The 25,052-nt window shown below is 63.9% G+C and carries 20 protein-coding genes and 2 pseudogenes; 16 read left to right on the top strand and 6 right to left on the bottom strand.

Features of this window, described 5'->3' with window-relative positions:
- Positions 1 to 5: 5 nt before the first annotated feature.
- Positions 6 to 1,292: an HlyD family efflux transporter periplasmic adaptor subunit gene (locus tag BRX43_RS14220; RefSeq protein WP_241214963.1), complete on the bottom strand. Its 1,287-nt coding sequence runs from the start codon at positions 1,290 to 1,292 to the stop codon at positions 6 to 8.
- 99 nt (positions 1,293 to 1,391) lie between these two features.
- Here BRX43_RS14220 and BRX43_RS14215 point away from each other — a divergent pair, with 99 nt between their 5' ends.
- From BRX43_RS14215 to BRX43_RS14180, 8 genes are all read left to right on the top strand, one after another.
- On the top strand, positions 1,392 to 2,642 hold the full coding sequence (locus tag BRX43_RS14215) for a response regulator (RefSeq protein ID WP_241214962.1): 1,251 nt from the start codon (positions 1,392 to 1,394) through the stop codon (positions 2,640 to 2,642).
- Positions 2,632 to 3,759, top strand: coding sequence for a HAMP domain-containing sensor histidine kinase (locus tag BRX43_RS14210; RefSeq protein ID WP_125995755.1), 1,128 nt, complete (start codon positions 2,632 to 2,634; stop codon positions 3,757 to 3,759). Before BRX43_RS14215 ends, BRX43_RS14210 begins: the two co-directional genes overlap by 11 nt.
- Before the next feature lie 565 nt (positions 3,760 to 4,324).
- Positions 4,325 to 4,843 (top strand): hypothetical protein, encoded by a 519-nt coding sequence (locus BRX43_RS14205; RefSeq protein ID WP_125995754.1) that lies wholly within the window; start codon positions 4,325 to 4,327, stop codon positions 4,841 to 4,843.
- Between the two features lie 100 nt (positions 4,844 to 4,943).
- Positions 4,944 to 5,486, top strand: coding sequence for a hypothetical protein (locus tag BRX43_RS14200; RefSeq protein ID WP_125995753.1), 543 nt, complete (start codon positions 4,944 to 4,946; stop codon positions 5,484 to 5,486).
- A complete protein-coding gene (locus tag BRX43_RS14195; RefSeq protein ID WP_125995752.1) occupies positions 5,483 to 5,881 on the top strand; it encodes a hypothetical protein in 399 nt (132 codons plus the stop codon). The genes BRX43_RS14200 and BRX43_RS14195 overlap by 4 nt, the downstream gene beginning before the upstream one ends.
- 69 nt (positions 5,882 to 5,950) lie before the next feature.
- Positions 5,951 to 6,451: a hypothetical protein gene (locus BRX43_RS14190; protein WP_125995751.1), complete on the top strand. Its 501-nt coding sequence runs from the start codon at positions 5,951 to 5,953 to the stop codon at positions 6,449 to 6,451.
- Positions 6,452 to 6,794: 343 nt separating this feature from the next.
- A complete protein-coding gene (locus tag BRX43_RS14185; RefSeq protein ID WP_164523616.1) occupies positions 6,795 to 8,732 on the top strand; it encodes an HAD hydrolase family protein in 1,938 nt (645 codons plus the stop codon).
- 38 nt (positions 8,733 to 8,770) lie between these two features.
- A complete protein-coding gene (locus BRX43_RS14180; RefSeq protein ID WP_164523615.1) occupies positions 8,771 to 9,685 on the top strand; it encodes a PfkB family carbohydrate kinase in 915 nt (304 codons plus the stop codon).
- Between the two features lie 9 nt (positions 9,686 to 9,694).
- Here BRX43_RS14180 and BRX43_RS14175 read toward each other — a convergent pair whose 3' ends face one another.
- Positions 9,695 to 10,180, bottom strand: a complete 486-nt coding sequence (locus BRX43_RS14175; RefSeq protein WP_125995748.1) for an NADAR family protein — start codon at positions 10,178 to 10,180, stop codon at positions 9,695 to 9,697.
- A 40-nt stretch (positions 10,181 to 10,220) separates the two neighbouring features.
- On the opposite strand from BRX43_RS14175, the gene BRX43_RS14170 reads away from it, so the two are divergent.
- From BRX43_RS14170 to BRX43_RS14145, 5 genes are all read left to right on the top strand, one after another.
- Complete coding sequence (locus tag BRX43_RS14170) at positions 10,221 to 10,604, top strand: helix-turn-helix transcriptional regulator (protein ID WP_125995747.1); 384 nt, start codon at positions 10,221 to 10,223, stop codon at positions 10,602 to 10,604.
- 99 nt (positions 10,605 to 10,703) lie between these two features.
- On the top strand, positions 10,704 to 11,822 hold the full coding sequence (locus BRX43_RS14165) for a hypothetical protein (RefSeq protein ID WP_125995746.1): 1,119 nt from the start codon (positions 10,704 to 10,706) through the stop codon (positions 11,820 to 11,822).
- Entirely contained in the window at positions 11,823 to 13,733 is a 1,911-nt protein-coding gene (locus tag BRX43_RS14160) for a hypothetical protein (protein WP_125995745.1), read from the top strand.
- Positions 13,726 to 14,862, top strand: a complete 1,137-nt coding sequence (locus tag BRX43_RS14155) for a hypothetical protein (RefSeq protein ID WP_125995744.1) — start codon at positions 13,726 to 13,728, stop codon at positions 14,860 to 14,862. The genes BRX43_RS14160 and BRX43_RS14155 overlap by 8 nt, the downstream gene beginning before the upstream one ends.
- A gap of 701 nt (positions 14,863 to 15,563) precedes the next feature.
- The gene (locus tag BRX43_RS14145; RefSeq protein ID WP_125995743.1) at positions 15,564 to 20,516 is read left to right on the top strand and encodes a glycosyltransferase; all 4,953 of its coding nucleotides are present in this window, start codon (positions 15,564 to 15,566) and stop codon (positions 20,514 to 20,516) included.
- Here BRX43_RS14145 and BRX43_RS14140 read toward each other — a convergent pair.
- From BRX43_RS14140 to BRX43_RS14120, 4 genes and pseudogenes are all read right to left on the bottom strand, one after another.
- Complete coding sequence (locus BRX43_RS14140; RefSeq protein WP_346962864.1) at positions 20,513 to 20,683, bottom strand: transposase; 171 nt, start codon at positions 20,681 to 20,683, stop codon at positions 20,513 to 20,515. The genes BRX43_RS14145 and BRX43_RS14140 overlap by 4 nt on opposite strands.
- A gap of 2 nt (positions 20,684 to 20,685) precedes the next feature.
- Positions 20,686 to 21,151 (bottom strand): annotated as a pseudogene (locus BRX43_RS20925) (transposase); the annotation flags it as partial.
- Positions 21,152 to 21,260: 109 nt separating this feature from the next.
- Positions 21,261 to 22,205: a restriction endonuclease gene (locus BRX43_RS14125; RefSeq protein WP_125995740.1), complete on the bottom strand. Its 945-nt coding sequence runs from the start codon at positions 22,203 to 22,205 to the stop codon at positions 21,261 to 21,263.
- Between the two features lie 144 nt (positions 22,206 to 22,349).
- Positions 22,350 to 22,690 (bottom strand): annotated as a pseudogene (locus tag BRX43_RS14120) (transposase); the annotation flags it as partial.
- On the opposite strand from BRX43_RS14120, the gene BRX43_RS14115 reads away from it, so the two are divergent.
- The 3 genes from BRX43_RS14115 to BRX43_RS14105 all read left to right on the top strand — a co-directional run.
- Entirely contained in the window at positions 22,668 to 23,000 is a 333-nt protein-coding gene (locus BRX43_RS14115) for an amidase family protein (protein WP_206433223.1), read from the top strand. The pseudogene BRX43_RS14120 and the gene BRX43_RS14115 sit on opposite strands and share 23 nt — an antisense overlap.
- A gap of 410 nt (positions 23,001 to 23,410) precedes the next feature.
- Positions 23,411 to 24,382, top strand: a complete 972-nt coding sequence (locus BRX43_RS14110; protein WP_125995739.1) for a hypothetical protein — start codon at positions 23,411 to 23,413, stop codon at positions 24,380 to 24,382.
- A 222-nt stretch (positions 24,383 to 24,604) separates the two neighbouring features.
- Positions 24,605 to 25,052: hypothetical protein (locus BRX43_RS14105; RefSeq protein ID WP_164523613.1), on the top strand; the 448-nt coding region annotated here is incomplete at its 3' end.

Below are 25,052 nucleotides of genomic sequence, written 5' to 3'. Positions count from 1 at the left end.
CCCTGTTATCGGAGGTTGAGGATGTCGCCCTTCACGGACGCGGTGTTGGAGGTGACGATGCGGTCGCCGGGCTGGAGGCCGGACAGGATCTCGACCTGTTCAGGGTTGCGCCGGCCGGTCTTCACCATCCGGCGGCGGGCATGGGCGCCGTCGCCGTCGAGCACGAAGGCGGAGGTGCCGCCGCCCGCCTCCAGCCAGCCGCCGACCGGCGCGACCAGCGCGGGCGCGGTGCTGCCCAGGGTGATGCGGATGTCGATCGTCTGCCCGCGGTTGAGCCCGGCGGGGGCGGCGCGGTCGAAGGTCAGCTCGACCCGGAACCGGCCGTCCTTCACCGCCGGCAGTACCTTGGACACGGTCAGCGGCGCGCCATCGGCGGTGCGCGCCGTCTGCCCGACCGCCACCCGCCCGAGATAATATTCGTCGACATCGGCGGTCAGCTTCCACGATCCCTCGCTGTCGACCTGGCCCGCCGGGTCGCCCGGCTTCAGCGTCTGGCCCGGCTGGATGGTGAAGTTGGTCAGCCGCCCGGTGGAGGGGGCGCGGACGACCAGCGCATCCAGCCCCGCGCGCACCGCCGCCAGGTTGTTCTCCAGCCGGCCCCGCGTATCGTCGAGCCGCTGCCCCTGCGTCGCGGTGATCCGTGCTTCCGCCGCGCCGCCCGCCTGGAGCTGGGCGAGCCGCTTTTCCTGATAGGCGGCCTCCTCGGCGAAGCTCTTGATCCCGGCGTCCGACACGAAGCCCTTGTCGTGCAGCTGCTGGCGGATGGAGAGTTCGCGACGCGCCTTGATCAGGTCGTAATTGGCCTGGGCGATCTGGCCGGCGCGGTCGAGGCGATTGCGCTCGATCCCCAGATTCTCGCCCGCGACGCTGCCGAGCTGGCTGGCGATCTGCGCCTCGCGGGTCAGCACGTCGAGCTTCAGCGTGGGATTGGCGAGCGTGGCGAGCGGCTGGCCCTCGGTCACCATCGCGCCGTCCTGCACCAGCAGCTTCTCGACCTGTCCGCCCGACAGCACCCCGACCAGCGTGGTGACGCGCGGCGCGACGGTCGCGCGGACCGGCAGGTAGTCGGCAAAGGGCGCGCGTTCGACCTGGCCGGTCTCGATATCGGCGGTGGCGATGTCGGTCGATCCGGCGGCGGGCAGCATCCGCCAGATCAGCAACGCCGCCACGATCGCCGCCGCCGCCAGCACCACCGCGCGACGACGCCACCAGGGCGTCGGCGGCCGCTCGATCCGGCGATCCATCGAGGCACCGGGAGAAGCGGTTGCGTGTACGGGCTGTTCGGTCATCATGCGGACAGTGTCGCCGGAACCAGCCGAAAAGCCTAAACCACCATGAAACAGCCATTTCCCATGGAAACGCGATCGGGTGACCGTCCAGCTGCGGACACGGTGTCCGCAAATGGACGGCCGGATGGGGCGTCAAGCGCGCTGACAATCCTGCTGATCGACGACAATCCGACCGTCACCCAGGCGATGGCGATCGCCTTCCGCATGGCCGGCCATGGCCTCGACACGGCGAACGGGCCGGAGGAGGCGTTCTCGCGGTTGGCGCTGCGCCGCTACGACGCGATCCTGCTCGACATGAACTTCACCGCCGGGGAATCGCGCGGTGAGGAGGGGCTGGCCTGTCTCCGCCGGATCGTCGCCGAGGATGCGGGGGCGTGCGTCATCGTCATCACCGCGCATAGCGGCATCCGCATCGCGGTGGCGGCGATGCAGGCGGGGGCGTGCGACTTCATGATGAAGCCGTGGCGCAATGCCGAGCTGATCGCCAAGGTCGAGGCGGCGGCGGCGCGCGGGGCCATCGCCGCGTCGATGCCGGCCACCCCTGCGCCGGTCGCGGCGGAGCCGGTACGGTTATTGGGGGACAGTCCCGCGATGCAGGCGTTGCGCGACCTGATCCGCCGGGTCGGCCCCACGCCGGCGGGCGTCACGGTCACCGGCCCGTCGGGCAGCGGCCGGATGTTGACCGCCCAGGCGATCCACGCCGCCTCGCGCCACGCCCCGGATGCGCCCATGAAAGTCGATCTGCGCGATCCGGTGGCCTGGGACCGGTTGGACCGGGCCGATGGCACGCTGATCCTGCGTCATCCGGATCGGCTCGATTCCGTCGCACAGGCGCGGCTGCTCGACCATATCCCGGTCGCGGCCCGCTGCATCGCCATCGGCGACGATATCGCGGCGCTGTCACCGGCGCTGCGGCGACGCCTGGCGACGATCGAGGTGGCGGTGCCGCCGCTGGCCCGGCGCGGCGACGATGCGCTGCTCCTCGCCCGCCATTTCGCCCGCGACGCGGCGGCGCGGTTCGGGCGGCCCGAGATACGGTTGAGCGCGGCGGCGGAGGCGTTGCTCGGCACGACGAACTGGCCCGACGAGGTGCGCGGGCTGGCGCTGGCGATCGAACGGGCGGTGCTGCTGTCGACCGATGGCCGGATCGATGCGGCGGCGCTCGCCCTGCCGAGCGTCGCGATCGAACCGGCCGCCGCCATGGCGGAGACCGGCTTCGACCTGAGCGACGCCGAGCGTGCGATGATCGAGGCGGCGCTGCGCGAGCATCGCCACAATGTCACCCATGCCGCCGCCGCGCTGGGGTTGAGCCGGGGGGCGCTCTATCGCCGCATGGCCCGCTATGGGCTTTAGACGCGGCCTGTCCCCGGTCGCCGCCAGCCTGGGGCTGGTGATCTGCGGCGTGGCGGGCGCGGTGGCGTGGCGCAATGGCCTGTGGGGACTGCTGACCGGGGCAATGGTCGCGGCGCTGTGGCTGGCGGCGCTGAACGCCTGGACGGCGATCCGGCCGCGGGCCGTCACTCCGCCGGCCACGGTCACGCGGGCGGATGCCGACGCGCGGGCGGTGCGCCTGCTGCTCGATGCCGCGCCGACCCCGTTGGTCGGGATCGAGGGGACCACCGCGCGGACGCTCAATCGCGCGGCGCGCCGCCTGTTCGCGACCGACGACCGGATCCTGCCGCCGCCCGCCGCCTTGACCGATCCCGTCGCGGCCCGGCTGCACCATGAGGGCCGGGGATGGCGGATCGACCGGGTGCTGGTGACGGACGGGCGGAGCGTCGCGGCGCTGATCGACATCGAACAGGAAGAGCGGGTCGCCGAGGCGCGGGCGAGTGCGGACATGATCCAGGTGCTGGGCCATGAACTGCTCAACGGTCTGGCCCCGATCGTCTCGCTGGCGGAAAGCGGTGCGGCGGCGGTCGCCCGACCGGAGCTGGACAGCCATTTGCTGCGCGAGATCCTCGGCACGCTGGCGCGTCGGGCGGAGGGGCTGCAACGCTTCACCGAAGCCTATCGCGCGCTGGCGCGACTGCCCGAGCCGTCCCGGCAAGCGGTACGGCTCGGCGCGCTGGCGGAGGATCTGGCGCGGCTGTTCGCGGGGCGCTGGCCGGACGCATCGCTGACGATCGCGGTGGAGCCGGCGCTCGACTGGTCGCTCGACCGCGACCAGATCGGCCAGGCCCTTTGGGCGCTGCTCCAGAATGCCGTCGAGGCGGCGGACGGCGGCGCCCGGGTGGCCTTGCGGATGCATGGCAGCGGCGTCGACCTGGCGATCGAGGTGGAGGATCACGGACCGGGCGTACCGCCGGAGGCCGCCGCGCGCATCTTTCGTCCCTTCCACACCAGCAAGCCGGAGGGGACGGGCATCGGCCTCAGCCTCGCGCGGCAGATCGCACTGGCGCATGGCGGCACGCTGACCCTGGGGGCCGGCAGGCCGACGCTGTTTCGCATGACCCTGCCACCCGGCTGATTTCACCGGTGCCGGACCGAACAGTCGGATAGCACGCGACATGGGCGCACCCGAAAAGATCGCGTGGGCACTGACGGTGGGATTGGATGGAAGCGGGAAGAGCTCTTGATGCTTCGCGCTGAAAGTGCGCCGAAGAGGCTCTACCCGGTCGTTTCATCAAGGAGATAAAAGTGACCGGGTAGAACCACTTAGCTGGTGGGCGTGGCAAGGATTGAACTTGCGACCCCTGCGATGTCAACGAAGATGGGATGGCCTAAGTTATTGATTTTGCTTCGTCCGAACGTGCAAATACAATAGAACGAGACAAGAACAGGCGGTGAATAGCGGTCCTTTTCACGCAAAACACACGCAAGTCGAATTTTGAGCCGGTATCTTTCTAAATCAGCAACTTATGCACTCGCCCGGTGCTGGACGTCGTGGGTGAATGTGGCCCGAGCTGCCAGCAGCGCGGTCAAGGATATAGGGCAAATGAGGGGTGCAGCGAAGCTGCTGACCAAAGGAAAAGTCAGGCGGCCTGATCCGGACCCGCGACGGGCCGGTGATCCTCTCGCCGAAAGTACCCAAGATGTTGACGTCCCCGATCGAGCCGTCGCTCGATCCCTCGTTGCGTGTCCTGTCGTTGCCCCTCGCTGCCCTTAACGAGGCACCCCTGCCGATCGGCGCGTTGGCCGGCCTGCCTGCCGGAGCACTGGATATCGCTTCGGCCAATCTCCTGATGGCAGCGACGCCGTGCGACGCGCCGCTGTTCGACATCAATGTAGAGGCAGCCTGCGCCCGCTTCAAACGTGACGTCATGCTGGTACGGACCGGGTTGTTTCCGGAGACTCTGAACCCCGTCACGGTCGACATCGCACTGGTCGGGCCCGACGGGCCATTCACGATCAAGGGCCTCACCTTCATGCGGCAATGCGACGGCGGCCTGTGGCTGGTGCCAGACCAGGCTGGTGCGTTCGTCGAGATCAGTAGCAAAGGGCTGGCGCTACACACGGCGCCCCCATTCGTCACTTGGGATGAGCGTTGCGACGGAATCTGTCGCGCGGCGGGCGAGATCGTCTGCATCGTGACCGGCCGGCGAGGCCGCTGACATGGCTACGCGCAAGCCCCGCAAGCTGCCAAGCAAGCCGACGCCCACCGACGTCGATCCGCAGAGCTGGCTCTATCTCAACCCGTCCGGGCCTTCCCCGTTGGGCACCGTCTTCGCCGTCCTGCGCCGTGCCTATGCCGGTCGGACCAATAGTGCGCTGGAGTTCGGCTATCGCAAGGCGCATCTCGGTGCCGTCCTCGCGAGTGCAGACACCACCGTCTGGTCGCCGAATGTCGAGCGGATCGAAGTGCTTCTCCCCGCAGGTGCCGACGATAGCCTTGCCGATCCGGCAACACTGCTGGGTCAAATGGACGCGCATGCCGTCGAGCGCGAGAAGGCGCTGCTCACCTATCTGACGCTGCCGCTGGGCGACGTCGACCGGGTGCATATCGGCTGGGAACGCGCGCGAGCCTTCCTGCGCGAACGGTTCGCTCGCGATCGCGATCTCGCATCGGTCCTGATCCTGCACGCACCAGGGACGATCAACGCGGCCTTCCCGCTGCATGCGCACGCCCTGATCGTTCCGAGGCGCGTGACAGGCCTCGGCATCCGGCAGGGCCTATATGACGAGGATATGATCCATGATCGCGGACAGGCGATCATCGAGACGATGTGGGCCGACCACCTGGCGAGCTTCCGGTGACCGGCCTGCAGGACGAAGACCATGCCGTGCTGGTCGATCTTGCCGGCCGGATCATGCTGACCCACGGCATCGATCCGGACCACGCCATGCGCCTGCTCGGCATCGAAAGGGCTGAAGCGGAGGATATGATCCATCTTGGTCGACTGTGGTCGCCAGCAGGGGTTGTTCGCGCAGAGCGGCTGCGGCTGTTCATCAACATCCTTATACGCCTGGAATGGCGCCTCAACCACGACAGCCGCGCGATCCGCCATGCCTTGAACCTACCGCTCGATGCGTTGGGCGGCGCAGCACCTGCCGACCGACTTGGCGGCAGCCTCGAGGACCTGCGCGAACTGCGCAGTGCGATCGACACTGTCGCCGCACCCACAATTAAATGGTGGCGGGTCGGTCACTGACCGCCCGCCTTGATGGGGAGGAGGTGAATGCGATCCCGGATTGCGGGATGAAAATAGGAGCAAGTCACCATGACTCAAGACGACGACGCCATCCTCCAGGCTCACACCGTCGCAGCGACCCGGCTTCTGCTCGGCACGCGCAAAATGCGACACGGCGTCGTCGTCACGGGTGGCGAAGAACTCGATTTCGAAGCGCGGACGGAGATGGCACATGCGGTACTGCGATCGAACCTCGACATGGTCGCGCTGGAGTTCGGCATCACGGCAAACGGTCAATTCGGCCGGACGGGCATCACGATCTACCTGCCACGCGACGGTTCTTGCCGCGTATACGCCAACTGCAGCTTCTGGCTGAGCAAGGCGGGAAACCGCGCTGTGATCTTGCCGCAGCCGAAATCGCGCGGCCACTTCCGCTTGTCTCCTCGCGAACTGATTCACATCGACGGCAAGCCGACCGACGATACGGCCGATGGCATTCAGCGGGCCGACGCTTGGCTGATGCGTCGAATGGGGACGAAGTTTGCTGAACCGGTGAACGCAAACTTTATCAACCTTCGTGAAACGGCATGATTACCTTGTCTTACCCAATCGCCTGTCCGCGTCCGGTGGATTACGGCCCGGCCGCTTCGGAGCACTAAATCGACATAAGCGGCCATTCATTCAGGCTCAGGTGGTCGGCAGCTGAGCTCACCGTTTGGACGGGTAGTTGCAGATCGAGGTGGAGAGCGGGGTCGAGGCGGTGTTCGATGCGGGTTCCTCATTGCGCGAGCAATCATGATGGTCACTGCGGAAGCCGCTCTCGCGAGTGCCGTGCCGCGCCGTTCTGGCGGCTTGACTGGTCACTTGGCGTGAACATTTTCGGATTGGGATCCGACGTCTCGCCTCCTCAAGGTAGGACGGCTATGATAGCATGATGACCGTCTTCGAAGAAAAGCTGAGCCGAATTCCGGAGACGATCCGCTTGTCTGTCGATGTACCCACGGCTGCACTTGCTACTGTCGTGACCAAGGCCGCCGATCGTCCGGCCATCGCCATCGGCTCCGGTGGGTCGGCCGTCGCAGCCGAGTTTCTTTCGCATTGTCGGCGCACCGCCGGACATGGGCTGACCATGGTCATGACGCCCATGGACCTCGTGATGTCCGATCTGCAGCTGCATAATGCTTCAATTTGGCTCTTCAGTGCCGGAGCCGACAACCCCGACATCATGGCCGCGCATCGCGCAGCGAAGGCGTTGAAGCCGAGCCAGATCGTCTTGATGACGACGAACGCAGAGGGCGCGGTGACGGCTGTGGCGCAGGATGCTGGCGACGACGTGCACGTGCTTCCGGTGGCCGACCGCAAGGACGGCTTCCTCGCCACGCATTCTATGATGGCCATGGTGACCGCGCTCCTGACCGCCTTTGACGGATCCGTCACGGGGTCGTGGGATCGACGTGATCGCCTGATCGAAGAGCTGGCTGAAGGCGCGGCATACACCCGGCAAGGTTCCGCCCGATTCGGAAAGCCGGTGCCTTTCCGGCGCGACGACACCGTCATCATCCTCCACGATGCCTTCACCAGAGCTGTGGCGGTGCTGCTAGAGACCTCGCTATGGGAGACGGGCATCGCGCCGGTTCAGCGCACCGACTTCCGCAACTTCGCCCACGGTCGTCACGTCTGGATGGCAAAGCACCTAGACCGGACGCTGGTCGCCGCTCTCACCACTTTGGATGCCGCGCCCGTCTGGTCGGCCGTGGGCGAGGCTCTGCCGCCCGAGCTTCGCAAGCTCGCTCTCGAATTCGGCCAAGGCGGCCGGCTTCGGGTAGCCAAGGGAATAGCGAGCGGACTGCATCTGATCGCCGATCTCGGCGGGGTCGCCGGCATTGATCCGGGCAGACCCGGTCGGGGCGACTTCGCGGAGGCGGTCTACGGCAGCCGGGCACTCGACGATCTGGCGAAGGCCATGACGCCTCAGGTCCGCCAGAAGCTCAGAACCCGGCTCGCCGTTGACGCGGCGGAAGACCGCCAGGACGGCTCGCTCTGCGTCGCCGCCCGTGGCAGGCTCGATTCACTCCGCGATGCCGAGTTCGATGCCATCGTTCTCGACTACGACGGTACCCTGGTCGACACCGAGAGGCGGCTGGACGCCCCCGACACGAAGATCGTCGACGAACTGGTTCGCTTGGCAGAGGCCGGCATACGCATCGGCATAGCCACCGGTCGGGGAGGCTCGGCAGGCGAAATGCTGCGGAAGGTGCTGCCCGATCACCTACATCGCGATGTGGTGATCGGCTACTACAACGGAGGGCATCTGCGCACCTTAGATGTCGACATCGATCACGACGCGCCGGTCCAGGACGAGAACGTCCTGGAAGCGGGGCGCTGGATCGAGGAACGGGGCATACTCGCACCGGAGGCGACGCTCAAGGTGGGAAGGCTGCAGATCGCGCTCGACAAGGCGAAGCTCGCCGATCCGGCGTCGTTCGCGGGGACGATGGCCCTTTGTCCCGCGGTGGTCTCCGGCGGCGTCCTCATCCGTACCTCCGGGCACAGCCACGACGTCGTCGCCCGCTCATGCAGCAAGCTCGCCGTCATTGAAAACCTCGTGAGCGGTCTCTCCTCCGACGACGGTTGCGTGCTGCGGATCGGAGACAGCGGTGGCGAGGACGGCAACGACAGCGAGATGCTCGCAGGTCCGTTCGGGATCAGCGTCGGCAGCGGCTGCGGTACGAGCGACGGTGCCTGGTCGTTGTTCGGCGATGCAAGCGCCGGTCCCGACGCGCTCCTCCTGATCCTGGGGGCCTTGGAGGTGGAGAACGGGCGGGCAAGGCTGGCGATTGAACGCTTGGGCCTCGACGCAGGCGATCAGTGATGGTACAAATTGGGAACAAATCCCGTTTCGGAGGGCATGTGGCACCAGTCGCGATCGTCGGTACCGGCTTCACCGTCATGGATCGGATCTACGTCGAGCCCGAGAGTACCCGGCAGGAGGCACTCGGCGGCTCGTGCGGGAACGTACTCATCTCATTGGCCATGCTACACCACGAGGTGGCGCCGGTGCTCGCATTGGGGCTCGATGAGATCGGCAACCGGCTGGTCGAGGAATTCGCGGTCGCAGGAGCGACGACGACGTACATCCGCAGAAGCCCCGCGCTGCGATCGCCGGTGTTGGCGCAGCATCTCGACACGCGTCTCGGGCGGCACTCGTTCACCTTTACCTGCCCCGAGACGCACGAGGAGCTTCCTCGATATCAGCCGATCGATCGTTCGGATCTCGACGATGCGCGGCCCCTTCTGACGAACTGCACCATCTTCTACACCGACCGCATATCGGACGCGATCGTCGAAGCGATGGAGACGGCCGCGTCATCGGGGGCCATCGTCTTCTTTGAACCGTCAGACGTGTCCGACTCCGAACTGTTTGCTCGGGCCGCGGCCGCCGCGGCGATCATGAAGTTCTCCGCCGATCGATTGGACGGGAACGGTGATCTGGCGGGTGTGTCCCAGGATGCCGTGGTCATCGTGACGCATGGAGAGGCGGGACTGGAGGTGCGACGCGGATCGGATCGACGCTGGTGCGCGCCTTATCCTGCCCCGGCGGTTCGGGACACCTGCGGCTCCGGAGACATGGTGAGCGTCGGCCTGATCGACTGGCTGGTCGCTTCACGAACGGGCCACGGCGCGGGCCCCGACGTCGCGGACGTCCTGAAAGGCGTCATGGCCGGCCAGCGGCTCGCGGCCGAGAACTGCGCCTTCGAAGGTGCGCGTGGTCTCTTCAAGGCCTGCGGCGCCTCGTACGCGCGGCGGGTGCTGACGGAAGGCTGATCCGGCCGCTCAGGCGGCCGCCCGATCGTCCTGGGACGCCTCCTCCAGCCGGAGTCGCGTGCGCAGCTCCATGAGCAGTTCGCCGAGCATGTTGCGCCCCTGGCCGTTGACCTCGCCCCAGAGACGGTTGACCTCGTTGTCGACGGTCGCAGTCTCGACCAGCCTGGCGTCGCCGGTGGACAGCAGGAGCGTCCTCAGATCCTCGTGCTGCGTGAACTTGGCGTACAGCACGCCGCGCATCCGGTCGAATTTGGTGCGGGACCAACCCGGCGTCACGTCCCAATAGTACAGTCCGTGTGCGGCCATGGCCAGAAGGGCCGGCGAGGGAGCCGCCATTAGCCAACGCCGCACCTCCGCTTTCCTGGGCTTTCCGGCCTGGTAGGCGTGTTCGCTGGTCGGGAACGTCTCGCCCTCGAACTCCACCGGCCGTCGGTGGAGATTGCTGAAGGCGCCGTAGGGCTTCTCGCTTGCCCTGTAGAACCGGATGTCTTCCATCGCACTCGCCTCCGTCTTGCGCTCCGACGATGCTTGTATCATGCAAATTCGCATGACGCCAACCGAAAGCACCTTGCGGGACCTGATTCGGCGGCTTGCCGACGCTCAGCGAAGCGCTGCTCTTACACAAGCGGAGATCGCGTCGAGGGCTAGGCTCGACCCGAGCCAGGTCAGTAAGATCATGGCTGGTCGTTTCAAGCGGTTTGGCACGGGCGTCGTGCAAGTTTGCAAGACGCTGGGCGTTGCTCTCGAAGGAGATGGTCGCTTGGTCGACGAAGCGGATCCCGAATGGGCCCGGCTGGAGACATCCATGCGTCGCGCGTGGGACCGCACTCCGGAAGGGGCCGACCGGCTGGCGCGCATCCTCGATGCCGTCGCCGATCTGCGTGGAGCGCCGGATGTGCCGGATGCGGAACGTGCCTGAACCCTTCGCCGGAGGCCTTCAACTGCGCCAAAAGCGACGTGCACAGGGCGGCCGGTCATGCCATGACGGTCCCAGGGGCCGGTACGGTGGAGTTTTTCGTTGAAGAGGGAACTGGCGGAAACGCTCTTGGCCAAGATCATGGACTGGTCGGATGCCGAGAAGGCGAGTGAACGGGCACGCTTGGAGAGCTTCGCCAGCTACAAGTACGACGAATATCAGCAGTTCGCGCCGGGGCGGCGCTTCATCGAAAGCCTGGCGCTCTGGCTCGAGCAGTTTGACCCGGGTGCCGAGCGGGAACGGGCCTATTCGTTCGTGCGGGACCGCCTGCTGTTCGTGTCGGCCGACGAGATGGATCACCTGGTGGAGCTTACGTTCCCCACCGTGATCCGCCCGCGCCTCCTGTCGGATGCCGCAGCCGAGTTGGGCGTCGACCCGTCGAGGGTCAAGCACATCGTGTCGACGCCCGAGTACCGGACCCGGCTCCGTCGTACGCTCGTGCTAGGGATGTCGGACGGGGCGAGGACCGATCGTTTTAGGCGGGCAAATCCTGACGACATGTCGAACGAGCAGGTCTTCCATGCCTACGACGTATCGGACGCCAAGAGCGACGACATGGCATCGGAACTCGGGAAGGACTTGAAGGGGATCCTCGGTCGGGAACCGCACGAGGACCAGTCCGGCTTCCAGTACGTGGTGCTCCTGGACGACTTCTCGGCAAGCGGCACGAGCGCCATCCGCGAGGACGGCAAGGGCGGTTGGAAGGGAAAGATCGCAAAGATCATCGCCCTGCTCGAACGGGACGACAATCTTGGCGCGGTCGTTGCCTCCCGGGACGTGCAGGTGCTGATCGTGCTGTACATCGCTTCCGACCAGGCGATCGCGCACATCGAGCAGCGCATCGGTTCGGTCCCCTTCTCGAAGGGGACGATCGACTTCGCGGTCGTCCACAGGCTGGGACCGGACCTGCCGCTTGACGACGTCCGCGATGCCGGCATCCTTGGGCTGGCCGGTCAGGACCGCTACTTCGATGAGACGGTCGATGACGAGCACGCGGCCGTCGGCGGCACGTCCAAGCGCCTGGGCTATGCCGAGGGGCGACTTCCCCTCGTGCTCGCGCACAACACCCCCAACAACTCCATCTTCCTGCTGTGGGCCGAGGACATGCAGCGGGTCCGGGGCCTGTTCCCACGTGTGAGCCGTCACCGGAGGAGGCAGTAGGTGCGCAATCCGTTCCGCATCCGGGCATCGCAGCGCGCGGTCAACGACGAGGAGTTCGTGAAGCTCTTCAGCGCGGGCGTCCTCGACCTCGTCCAGCAGCTCGGCGACCCTTGGGGCGGGCTGGTACTGCTGCGAAGCGCCCCGGGCGGCGGCAAGACCACCTTCCTGAGGCTGCTCACGCCGCGTCCCCTCAAGCTCGCCAACCAGCTCGCCGAGACGCACCAGCAGGTCAAGCCGACCCAGTCCGCACTGCGCGAGGCGGGTGCGATCGGGGATGCCGGGCCGGGCCTCCTCGGGGCCATGGTCTCGTTCACCAGCGAGTACCGCGAGTTGGCTCAGTTCGACAAGGCGAACGCCCTGTTCCGCGAGCTGGTGAACTCCCGCATCGTCATCGCGACGCTCCGTGCCGCGTTGGATCGGGCCGAGCGGGCCTTCCCGGACGATCTCGCGAAGCTCACCTTCGAATGGCAGCCGGAATCCAGCGCGACCATCCCCGCCAAGGCGGACGGTGCTCAGCTCTTCGAGTGGGCGTCCGCCATCGAGCGCGGATTCTTTGAGCGCATGGACGCGCTGGACGATCCCGTGCCGCTCGCGGGCGGCCAGACCCGGATGGACGGCCTGAAGTGGTTCGCCCAGGCGCGGATCACGGATCCACATGGGCCGGTGGAGGTGCGCCGTGTGCTGCTGCTCGACGAGCTGCAGACGCTCGCGGCTCCGCAGCGCATCGCCCTGCTCGACTTCGTCACCAATGCCAGGGAGCAGTGCGGGATCTGGGTCGCCGAGCGGCTGGAGGCGCTGACGCATCGCGATCTCCTCTCCGAGGGTGCCCTGAAGGACCGCGACTACGAAGGCGTCATCCAGCTGGAGCGGCGTTGGAGCGGCGCTCGCGCGAGGACGTACGCGAGGTTCGTGGAGTCGATCGCGAACCTGCGGGCGAGCAAAGCCGATGGGTTCGGCGATCGCGACTTCTTCTCGCTCATTGGCGAGGTCGACGACATGTCGGCTTGGCAGGGCAGGTTCGAAGCCGCGGCAGCCGAGTCCGAGGCCGTAGTCGTGACGGCGAACGGTCGGGGGAGTCGTTACAACAATTGGATCGCGGAGTGCCGCGCGGGTGGAGGGACGGCGCACGAGAAGGCGCTGCGTTGGCGTTCGACCAGGATCCTGGTAGCGCGCGACGGCCGACGGGCCCAGGTGTCGTTCGACTTCGACGCGCTTGCTGGCGACGAACTCGGCAAGCGGGGCAGCAGCGGGGTGGATCGCGCAGCGGACCACTTCCTGCGCACCGAGATCGGGGCCCCGATCTACTTCGGTCGCGAGACGCTGAGCGCCGTCTCGTCCTACAACGTCGACCAGTATCTCGAGGTGGCGGGCGAACTGTTCGAGGAGGTGAGCGCGAAGATCCGCCTCCAGCGCGACGCGGTGATCCCTCTTTCGCCGGAACGGCAGGACGCCCTAATCCGTCAGGTCGCGGCGCGCAGGTGGGAGGAACTCGTCCGACGGCTGCCGCGGGGGTACGAGGCGAGGCGACTGCTCGAGGCTATCGGAGCGTTCTGCCGCAACCAGACGTTCCAGGAGAACGCTCCGTATGCGCCCGGCGTGACCGGCATAGCCATCACGATGGACGACCGGAAGCAGCTTATCGACAGTCCCGACGACGAGATCAGGCCGTTGCTGCCGCTCCGCGATGTGCTGACCTCGCTCGTGTCGCAGAACCTCTTGGTTCCGAGGCTGGATCACCAGAACAACGGCAGATCCTACGTCGTGTTCTATCTCAACAGGCTTCTGTGCGTGCACTTCGGCCTGCCGCTCGCCTATGGCGGCTGGCGGGCCAAGTCGCTCCGCGATCTGATCCACTGGCAGGAGGTGGGCGCCGCAGCCGAGGCGAAGGCGGAGGAGAGGACGCTTGTCTGACGATCGTGCGAAGATGCGGTGGGATCCGTACGTCCTGTCCCAGGGAGCGGAAGTCGACGTGTTCTGGCGTCGCCACCTTTCGCAGCGGAAGCGCCGTGTGCTGCTCGTCATGGGGCGCGGCTTCGATGTCCGCGCATTGGAGACAGCGAAGGGACTGGTCGGGGTCGGTGCGGATCTGCGGGTATGGCTGCTGGCCTTCGACAACGGACTCGACGACAGCCTCGCGAGGGCGGCACTGACGGAGGCAAACCATGGCCAACTCCTCGGGTTGCTCCCCCGAGACGCCATCCAGGAGGTGCCGGTCGAGATCGGTGGACCGGCCAATTCGACGATGACGTCGCGCAACACGCAGAGCGCACTGCGCGATGCCGGCGATCTCGCCGAGTTCGACGACATCGTCGTGGACATCAGCGCCATGCCTCGTATGGTGGCGCTGACGATCATCGCCGTTCTCCTTCGACGCCTGGACATCCTTGCCGCGGCCGAGGGCGGAAGAAGTGTTAATCTCCATGTGCAGGTCGCCGAGAGCGTTTCCGCCGACCTGGGCGCCGCCAAGGGTACGCTTCGGGAAGCGGTGACGCAGGTCGTGGGCTTTTCGGGGCAGCTGACCGCACAGACGACCGAGAACTGGCCGCGGATCTGGTTTCCGGTGCTCGGCGAGAACCAGAAGGAACGGCTCGACCTGATCCAGACCTTCATCGATCCGGACGAGATTTGTCCCGTGGTGCCGTTCCCCAGCCGGGCGCCACGGAGGGGCGATGAGATCGTCGACGAGCACCGCGCGATCCTGTTCGACGACTTCCATGTGGAACCCGCTAACATCCTGCTGGCGTGCGAGTACAATCCGTTCGAGGCGTACAAGCAGATTTTCGTGGCCATGGATCGGTACAGGCGAGCGCTTCGGCCATTGCAGGGCTGCAAGGCCTTCGTCTCCCCGATCTCGAGCAAGCTCCTGTCGATCGCCGTGCTTCTCGCCTGCTACGATCACCGATTCGGCGACGTTCCAGGCCAGCGGCTGGACGTGGGCATTCCGTACGTCGAGACGGCCGTGTACGGCGATCCCAGCCAGCCTTCGTCTCCTGACCACGAGTTGTTCTCTCTTTGGATCAGAGGCGACTGGGAGGTCTGACCCGCCGATCTGACCCCGGCAGCTGGGCGGCTTTAAGGCTGGACCTGGGTCTGCTCAGACCTCGGTGCATTCCGCCAACTTTGGCGCGTCCTCCACGTCAACCCCGAGATGACGCACCGTGCTGTCGCTTTTAGCGTGAACAAGCAGAATCTGGACGGCTCTGAGGTTGCCCGTCGCCTTGTAGATAATCGAAGGCTTTGTTCGTCGGAGCGAGTGAGTTCCGTAATCGTGGGGCTGGATGCCGATCCCGGCAATCCACTCGTAAACAAGCCGGCATACTGGCGGGTGCCCATATGGCCCATGTAGTCGTCGCGACTAGGAAAGACATAGTCGTCTAGCGTGCCGCCGGGCCGCTCCAGCTACGCACGCATCGCCTTCCGGGCCGTATCCATCGGCTCGAACTAGAATGGCCGATTGGTCTTCTACTGCACGACAATGGCCGGATCGAGGACGCGTCCGTCAGACACTTTATCGCCGATTTGGAGTGCGACGAGGGGGTGGGCCGTCCCCCCGCAATCGCGCATCACCATCAATCATGAGTTCGCCGATGCGTGTCCGCGTCACAAATCAACTCCGGAGCCGTTTGTTTGAGCGGCAGATGATCGGGCGACTGACGGATCGTTGGCAAGAAACGCCTCGACAAGCCGTCATTGCGCGGTCTGTCGTTTGTCCGTCCGTAACGATCGGCTAACAGCTGACCGATGAGCAATAGCCCCGATCAGACCCGCGAGTTTCCCTCTCGATATCCACGTCACTGGTCATCCGCCGATGCTCATGCGGGGTACCGTGCGCTCGCGGCGGGCGGCCGGGGAGAGGCGGACCATGTCGACCTTTTCGACGTCGCGGATACGCCCTGTCTAATCCTGCTGGGCGAACCCGGATCTGGCAAAAGCTGGGAACTCGAACGCCTTCAGGGCAAGCTGCGAGAAAGCGCTCGGTCGGTTGACCTGATCGCCGGGCGGGCGATCAGCCACGACCCTGATCTCAGCAGGCTCTTCCCGTCCGGCGCCTTCCAGCGCTGGGAGCGCGACGGCGGACCCTGGCATGTTCTTATCGACGGCATCGACGAGATCGGTGCGGGCGAGGGGGCCGCGGCCTCTCTTCTCAGCGCGTTGCTCGACCAGCTGCAGGCGCGCGCCCGACCGGGGCATATCTTGTGTGTCGCGATGTCCTGCAGGATGGCGAGCTGGTCGACGGAAATGGACGCCGCGATCGATGCGCGCTGGCCGTCGAACCTCGTCCGCAAACTTGCGCTCGATCCCCTGGACGACACCGATGTTAGAATCGGGATTGCCTCGGTCGAACCCGATCCGGTGAAAAGCGAGCAGCTGGCCAGCTTGCTTATCGACGACAATCTCGGCGCGATCGCCGGTCGGCCTCTGCTGCTCGGCATGATTCTCGATCGCTACCGCACCGAGAAGGTTCTGCCAGTCACGCAAAGCGCGCTCTTTCAAGGCGTGATTGACGCGCAGCTCAGCCGTGGGGACGAGCGCGACGGGGCTCCGACAGTATCGCAGAAGCTCCTGCTTGCCGGGAGGATCGCAGCCGCGAGCAGCTTTTCCGGTTACACGCGGATTGCAACGAGCCTGACGCCGGACACGGCCGACAGCCTTATTGTCAATCATATCGCCGGCGGGACGGAGCGCTCATCACGCGGACGCTTCGCGGTCACGCCCGTCGACCTGCTCGACGTGCTCGGATCAGGCCTTTTTGTCGAGATCAGCCGAGGCGCTTATGAATTTCGCCATCGCGCTTTCCGCGACTATTTGACCGCTCGTTATCTCGTCGACCATCGATTGACCGGCGACCAGATGATGTCGCTCCTCTCCGTTCAGGAGTTGAACGGCCCGGGCGGCGTGGCGCCGCAATTGCAGGAAGTGGCGGCTTGGGCGGCCACCATGGCGCCCGACTTGTTCGATCTCCTGATTGCGCGTGAACCTGCGATTTTGCTGAAGTCGGACACTGCAGCGATGACGGCGGCTGATCGGGCGCGTCTCACTGCGGCCGTGCTGCAGCGGTTCGCCAACGAGGACATGCTCGACCAGCACGCGACGCTGGTCCCGCTTTTCCTCCGCCTCGATCATGATGCCTTGGCCGAGCAACTGAAGCCCCTCATCGCTGATGCGGAAGCACCGAGCAGCCTGCGTATGGCCGCGATCGACATCGCCGGTTTAACCGGGAAAACCACGCTTGTGCCGTCTCTTTCAACGGTTGCGCGCGACGAATTTGCGGACATTCTGGTGCGCACCTGGGCGGTGCGCGCGATCGGCCGGCTGGGCTCGGACGATGATATCGGGGCGTTGGCTCCAATCTTGACCTCGGATCTAAGCGCCGATGAAGACGACCGGCTCCGCGGTGCACTGCTTCGGCTGTGCTGGCCCGCCCATCTCGAGTTTCAGAAACTGCTGAACGCGCTCACCGCGCCTAAGCAGCGCAACCAGATCGGCACCTATCACCTCTTCCTGCATCGTCTCCGTTTTGTCGATCTGATGCCCGGAATGGCGGTGGACGCGGTGCGTTGGCTTCAGAACCATATCGCGTCCGTCCGCAGGCGGGACAGTGGGCTTCAGGAGATCGCGACCCGCTTGTTCTGGAGCGCTGCAGCGAAGATTAATTTCGCCGAGGTACGGACCGCTTTCGGCGATTTGATCTTGGAGGCCGGGTCTGACCTGCCCCATGTGCTGGTGTCCGGCCGCGACGACGATAGGGGTTGGTCGCCAGAACCTCATGCCCGATCAACTCTGGTCATCGACACGATCAGCCGCAGCGCTGATCCGGCGCGCACGACCAGCACGATCCTCTACTTTCTGTCTGATCTCGTAAGCCTCGACGACCTCGACGACTACCTCGTTGCGTTGCCTGGGGTCGAGAGCAGCGCGGTTCGAACAGCCCTCGCGCAAATCATCGTCTTCCTGTGCGACCGGTCTCCGATCAACGAATTGACGGCTGTCTGGGAGGTGGCGGCACACGAGTCCGAGCTGCATGTTTTGCTCAAGCGACGCTACAGTGTCGAATGGCCGTCTGAACAAGCTGACCGCATGCGCGAGGAAGCCATGCGCGCCCGCGAACGCGAGGCAGAACGCGAAGGCTCCGCCGAAGCCGAGGCGCGCTGGCGTGAGGACATCACCACGTTGCTCAATCGCATAGAGGCCGGGGAACCCGATCTTTGGTGGCGGGTCAATTACGACCTCATGCGCGACGCATCGGGCTATCGGTCCGACTTCGAGTTCCGATCGGATCTTGACGCGACGCCGGGCTGGAAACTGCTCGATGGCGTAACGCGCGAACGCATCGTCGCCACAGCGCCCATCTATCTAACCCGAGCCCCGCTCGCCGATACGAGCTGGCTCGGATCCGACACTAGCAATCGGGCGGCTAATGCGGGCGTGCGCGCGCTCAGCCTCATGCACGACACGGCCCCCGAACAGCTGTCAGCGCTGCCTGCCGAAACCTGGGCCGCATGGGCGCCCGCCCTTCTCGGCTTCTTCGACAATGCCTTTCACGAAACCGGAGAAGCCCAGTGCAAGCTGGTGGAGGAAGCCTATCGGCGCGCTCCAGACGCGGTCTTGGGCGCAGTTCGAGACATCGCGCTGGGCGAGCGATCGCGTGGGCTGACCCCCCGTATCTTCGAACTGCTCGAAGGCATCCTGTCACCCGCCGTCGTGAAGCTGCTTGAGCAACTGCGCACTGATCCCAACCTTCGCGGGGACAGTGCAGCCTCCGAGATCTTCTCCTTCTTGGTCCGCATGGGGGTCGCCGCGGCGGTCGGCGAGGTTACGACCGCGCTTGAGCGTGCTCCCGTTGAAATTGATGTTTCCGCCCCCACGGATAGGGCGTCGCTTACTCGCGCGGCAGCGGAGCTAGTGTTGCGCGGCTCGCTCAAAGTCTGGGGGCTGTTGCTCCAGTTGCGCGGGCGGGACGACACTTTAGCTACCGAAATCTGGCATACGCTTGCGGATGAGACGGCATTCGATCAGCTGCCGCTGCTTGACCTGCTTGATGCTTATTCGCTCGGTCAAGGGTATATCGATCTTGCCCAGCTGCTTCCGGAGCGGCCGCCGGTCGAGAGCGGCGCGCGCGTCCTAGGCGTGGCCGATCACGTTGAACGCCTTCGCGCGATGATTATCGGCCGCTTGGTCGCTATGGGGACGAACGCCGCTCTCGAGCAGCTTGAACGGATTGCAACGGCGATCCCCGCCGATCGCGAGGCCCTGCGCTGGAGGATCAACGAAGCGCGGCGCAATGTTCGAGCAAGGACAGCGACAAGGCCGGACCCGGCTGACATCCTCCTCCACATTGGCGCGATGGGGCAGAGCGCAGCACCTGATGCGGTTTTGCCGGACACTTCGGAGCCGGTCTTTCAGGACGACACCGACGATGTTTCTGTCGAGTTGGACTTGGCAGCGCCGGTGCCAGAGCCGGAGGGACCACTCCCCGAGAAGGATCGCCGCATCATCCTTGCGGTCGCGACCGAATGGTCGTCCGCGACTGGCGGCATCTCGACGCTAAACCGGGAACTCTGCGTCGCTCTTGCGGCCTTAGGCCACGGTGTCGCATGTCTGGTGCAAACGGCAACGACCTTCGAGATTGACGAAGCCAAAGCGATGGGGATCACATTGATCGCCTGCCCGACGTCCGAAGGCATCGATCCGCGCAGCGCCTACCTGCTGTGCGACGAGCGGCACATCGCGACGCCCCCTCAGGTTGTGATCGGTCATGATCACATCACAGGTCAGTTCGGGCGCGCCCTCGCATCCCGGTTCGACTCAAAATATGTTCATTTTCTTCACACAATCCCACAGGAAAATGAGGGGATGAAGAGCAATCGCGGCGACATTCCGCGCCCGATATTGTCCGGCAACAGAAAATCGGATGCCCAGATCAGGCTCGCGTCGTTATCCGACCTTGTGGTCGCGGTGGGGCCGCGCATCCGGCGTATGTTCGACCAGGTCGAATTTGGATGCCCGAAAATCACCACTTTTATTCCTGGGCTCAACGAGTCTCTGCTTAAAATTCGGCCGAAGCCAGACGAGATCAAAGTCAATCAATGCCTAATGATCGGCCGAATGGAAGACGCCGGTGTGAAGGGAGTCCGATTGGCCTGTGAAGTCCTGAAGGCTGTGACTGAGGGACGAAGATGGCCTATCGGCGAAGATCCAAAACTCCTTCTTCGTGGGTTCAGTTTGGAGCACGCCGACGACGAAATCGCGGAGATTGAGGATTTCAGAAGCGAATATGGGAGCTTTGCAACTCCCCTCGGCTATTCAACCGATGCCACCATGCTTCAAGTTGAGCTCGGGCGATCAGTCCTTTTTGTCATGCCTTCCAAGGCGGAAGGGTTCGGTCTGACGGGATTAGAGGCCCTCGCCGCGGGGATACCCGTTATCCTGTCCGCGCAAAGCGGTCTGGCCGAATTTCTTGACGCGGAGACCAAGACTGGGTTTCTCGCAGAAGCGCTCATCGAGCCGTGCATCGCACCCGTCACCCTGACAATGGACGCAAACATAGCGGACTGGAAAACCAAAGTTGAATTAGTGATGACTGACCGTGCAGCAGCCTTTGAACGGGCAGGGCAGATCCGCCAATCACTAAGCGCCCGATACAGTTGGGCGGCGACTGCGCGTAAATTCTCAAGCGAACTCGCCTTGCTCTAGGCTGCGTGGACAAAGGGTAACCAGAGCAGTGCCGAGGCAAGGTTGACAAAGCCGAGGTGGGACTCGGCGGTCTTGTCGTAGCGCGTGGCGATGCGGCGCCAGTTCTTGAGCTTGTTGAACAGCCGCTCGATGCGGTTGCGCCAGCGGTACTTCACGCGGTCACCTATGGCCGATAGCTGGAGATGAAGCTGGCGCGGACCTTGGCACTGAACTCCTCGTCGCTGCGAGCACGGACACTGGGTGCTCGAACCAGCCAGGCGTGAAAGCCGCTGCGCGAAACAGCGAGCGCTTCGCAGATCCATGACACCGGCCAGATCTCTCGGTGCTTCGCAATGAACTCGAACCTCATATCAAGTCCTTGGCGAAGTAGGCCTCCGCTTTTTTTGGATGTCGCGCTCCGCCTTCACCCTGGTCAACTTGCGGCACAGCCGCTTAATCTACTGCTGCTCCGGTTTCATCACGCCATGCCTGGGAAACGCCGACCCCGGGTCCGCCGCCTGCTCCCGCACCCACTTGCGCAGAACATTCTTGTGCAGGTCCAGATCGCGTGCCGCTTGCGACACCGACACCCCGCGTTCCCGGACCAGCTTCACCGCCTCGGGCTTGAACTCACGACTGAACTTCCCTCGTTGCATCTCCATCCTCAGGTTCCAAAAACACCTTATTTCGGTGTCCAGGAAACCGGCAGCAGCTCAACCTGCCCCGAGCAGGGGCGTGGCCAGCTTCGACGAAACATCAGACACCTCAGACTCCGGTGACGACGAAGTCGATAGAAGTCACTGCGGCCTTCAGCATGCGATCTCCTACCAACTCGTACTTCTTGAGGTTAGACACTGTCGGAGCATGTACATTGATCTCGTGCAGGATCGAATTTTCGGGTTGCTGAATGTTGTCCACAGCAATCTGCAAATAAAGGTCGTTCCCGTTGGAAATTAGTTCCCGGACCGAGTGATCGAAACGCTGGATGCTGGTGTCGCGGAGCAATGACGGCTTCCCAGGGTGATCGTGCATGAGAACCGTGTCGCACGTAGCGGACATTTGCACTAAGTGGGCGTTGACGGCACAGGCTATCATCAAAGGCTGATGCCCTCCGATGACATAATCTTTCAAATTTAGCGTGAGGGTCTTGCTCCACGGAAATGGCACGTCCTTCAGTGTCTCACGCACGTCCACCATCACGGCCCCTAGGCCATCCGCGCCATTGCGCGAGAACGCGGCCTCAGGGGGGAGGCTTTGGGCAATCGCCATTGGAAGAGCCGCCACGATCGAAAGTTGATCAAAGACGATGAAGCTCGCGGAGACCTCTGCCGACCCGGACCATGACCGGATCTCGTCATCCGACAGTGCGATGAGATCGTAGAGCGCAATCCCGAAGCGTTTGGCCTTCTTGGCTGCGAGGGAAGTGAACCCCTTCCTGGCAACGGCGATCATGCCGTCGAGACCCATGCTGAGTTTTCGACCGGCCAATTCCTCGATCCACATAACGGTCTGCGGCTTGTCGCGGTCACGGCATTCGACGCTAATCCTTCTGCCGTCCGGCGTGGTGATCAGAACATCAATTTGACGCAGTTCTGTCGGACTGTCGGGGTCCGAAATTTGGGCGTTCCACTCAACGCTAGCGCCTGCCTCAGAGATTAGCTCGTAGATGCGCGTGTTCAACTGTTCGAACTCATCGGAAGCCTTTGTCATCTAGGGTCTACTCTCTTCGCTCGAATGCTGCCGATTGTTGACCCGGCGTAACAAGGGACCAGCAGACTGAGATAGCAGCCGCCTTGTTCAGAGTGTACAGTAAAAGGCGTTCAACGCAAACGATGTCGTAGGGCCCAGACTCATTCAGAGCCAGAACGCCAAGGCGGTGGCGAGGGCAACGCCTGAGAGGAAGTTGGCAGCAAGCTTGTCATAGCGGGTGGCCACGCGGCGGAAATCCTTAAGGCGGCAGAAGGCATTCTCGATGAGGTGGCGACCGGCGTAACGTTGCTTGTCGTAGCGGATTGCCCGCTTGCGGTTCCGCCGGCCGAGGATAACCGGGATGGCACCCACATCACGGGCGAGGCGGCGCAGCCGGTCGGCATCATAGCCTTTGTCGCCGAGCAAATAGCGCATGCGCCAGCGCGTTCGAGGAGGGCTGGTGCGGCCTTCACGTCGCTGACGTTGCCCGGCGTCAGCATTAGCACATATGCAGAATACTTCCGCGGCTTCGACGCGCTTATCACACATGTCTTGCCAATCCCGGCGCACAAGCATGGCGTCGATCAGTTCGTGATCGATGGGCAGACCGTTGATGCGATGTACCTCCAAGGCGCGACCGTGCCGCTCAATGTCACCGGCCTGCCTGGCATCTCGATGCGCTTCGGCACCAGCAAGGAAGGCCTACCGATCAACGTGCAGATCGTCGGTAGCTGGTTGGCGGAGTCGACCATTCTGCATGTGGCATCGCTGCTCGAAGGCGCCAGCACCGTGCGGAACCTACATCCGAGCCTGTGAGCGTGAAGCGCCCCCGGAAATACCGGGGGCGTGCAGCGGCACCGATTGTGCACGCTTTTCGGGTTCCCTGCTTCACCATCGTTTTTGGAAAAGGTGGTGATGGCCAGAAGACAAGCTCAACGCGCTTGAGTGCCTTCCGCACAACATGAATGGGCGGCCGGACTTGGATAAACAACCCGACGCCGCGAATGACCGATTTTGGGTCTTCTCAGTGAAGGAGCAGGGCGGCTGATCTCACCCAGATCCTGATGCAGAAGTGAGCAAACTGTGCTCCCGAAAAATGACGTCGAATCATTCCCCGCCGTCTCCGGTCGTTGTTGCTTACGAACCGCGGGATACTGGAAGCGGTCGTTCAGCAGCCTTCCAAAGCGAAACAGCAGTGATGCATCGATGTTGACGGTCTTGGTGATTTGTTCGAGATTTATCCTGTGAAAATGATCATCCGATTTTACGTTATCCTCTTGGGAGTGATTGTGGCTGCCGCACCCACGTGTGCAGCGGAGGTTGCCGGTATATGGGCGCTCCGCGCACAAGGCTCTACGCTAATGCTTTTCGAGGTGTCGCGCAGCCGGGATGGTTGGACTGGATCGTGGACGCAGCCAAGCGGGTACGACACCAACGGCGAGTATTTCAACGACATCAAAGCTGGTACTACCGTGCGGCGTTCTCGTGAGGTGCATAATATCAAGGATGGCATCGAGCTTGTTTTCGATAATCCTTGGCCTGGGGGCGCGCCGGATCATATCACCGTTCGTGTAGATGACACGGGCCACGCCAGCATGCATTGGGCAGCCTTCAATTCGACCCGTTATCAATTGACGCGGGTAGCGTCACGAACTGAGTTGGGTCCGTGGCAACCTGATCGGGGGTATATACCTGACATGGTTCGATCGACCAGTGATGCCATGACTGCCATCTTCAATGCAGATCAAGCCGACCGCCTCGATCCGGCACACATTGAGTGGAAGATCGTCTCCGCCGCAGATCGTTCCCGGCGAAAACAGGCGCAAGCACTGCTCGATAGTGGGCAATTGTCGAGCGGCGATGATTTCTATCATGCAGCGTTTGTCTTTCAGCATGGTGATGAACCCGACGACTTTATGAGGGCACACGCACTGGCGATGATCGCCATTGCACGCGGACGCCCAGACGCGACGTGGATCGGAGCGGCGACACTCGACCGTTATCTTCAGTACAGCGGCCGTCCGCAGGTCTACGGCACGCAGTTTACCCGGCCGGCTACGAATTTCACGCAGGAGCCGTATCAACGCGGCCTATTGTCTGATGCCATTCGCAAGGCCAGCAATGTTCCACCTTTAGCTGTGCAGGAGAAACAGCGCGCGGCATGGGATCGTCGTATGCCACTTGGGAAGACACCCTGATCATCGCTGGCTGCCTCCGAACATCCCACAGCCCGACATTTCCAAGGCACCACACCAATGGGAATGCCTTCAGCCGTCTCGCTTGCCGTTCCCAGTTGGGTGAGCTCGACAGGTTGTCGGACGTTCATTGATCGCTAGGATGCCCATATGCGTCTGCATTTGCTAAGCCTCTCTTTAGTTCTCCTAGGCGCTGCCGCCCCGCCCGATCCAGTAAGCAGACCTGTGCAATTTACGCTCACGCCTGAACTTTCCGACGGTGCGCTTACTGGATTGCGAGTTCAGGTTCGCTTCCACGCCGATCCTTCGGGCACGACGAACTTCGGCTGGCCTGATGGATGGGCAGGAGAGCGGAAACTTTGGCAGTGGGCGCACAACCTGAAGTTTGCGGGGGCGACTACTGTTGAAAGGAACGGTGATGGTCGCTGGCGCATTCGGTCCGCGCCAGGCGAGTTGCTGACCGTCTCCTACCATGTCGTATCCGCCTATGATCATGATCCAACCGTCGACGACAGCGAGCAGCCGCGACCGGTCATCCGACCAACCTGGTTCTATGCGGTCGGCAATGCGCTTTTCGGCTATCCCGCTGGTCGTGAAGATGCACCAGCCACGTTCGATTGGTCGAGCGCCCCGGGCATCGGCTTCGCTTCGGATCTCGAACACCTCGCCGGGC

The sequence above is a fragment of the Sphingomonas sp. S-NIH.Pt15_0812 genome (genome assembly GCF_003951315.1).
GTDB lineage: Bacteria > Pseudomonadota > Alphaproteobacteria > Sphingomonadales > Sphingomonadaceae > Sphingomonas.
Note: the sequence above shows the minus strand (reverse complement) of the source record. Positions and strands in the feature narration are given on the sequence as shown.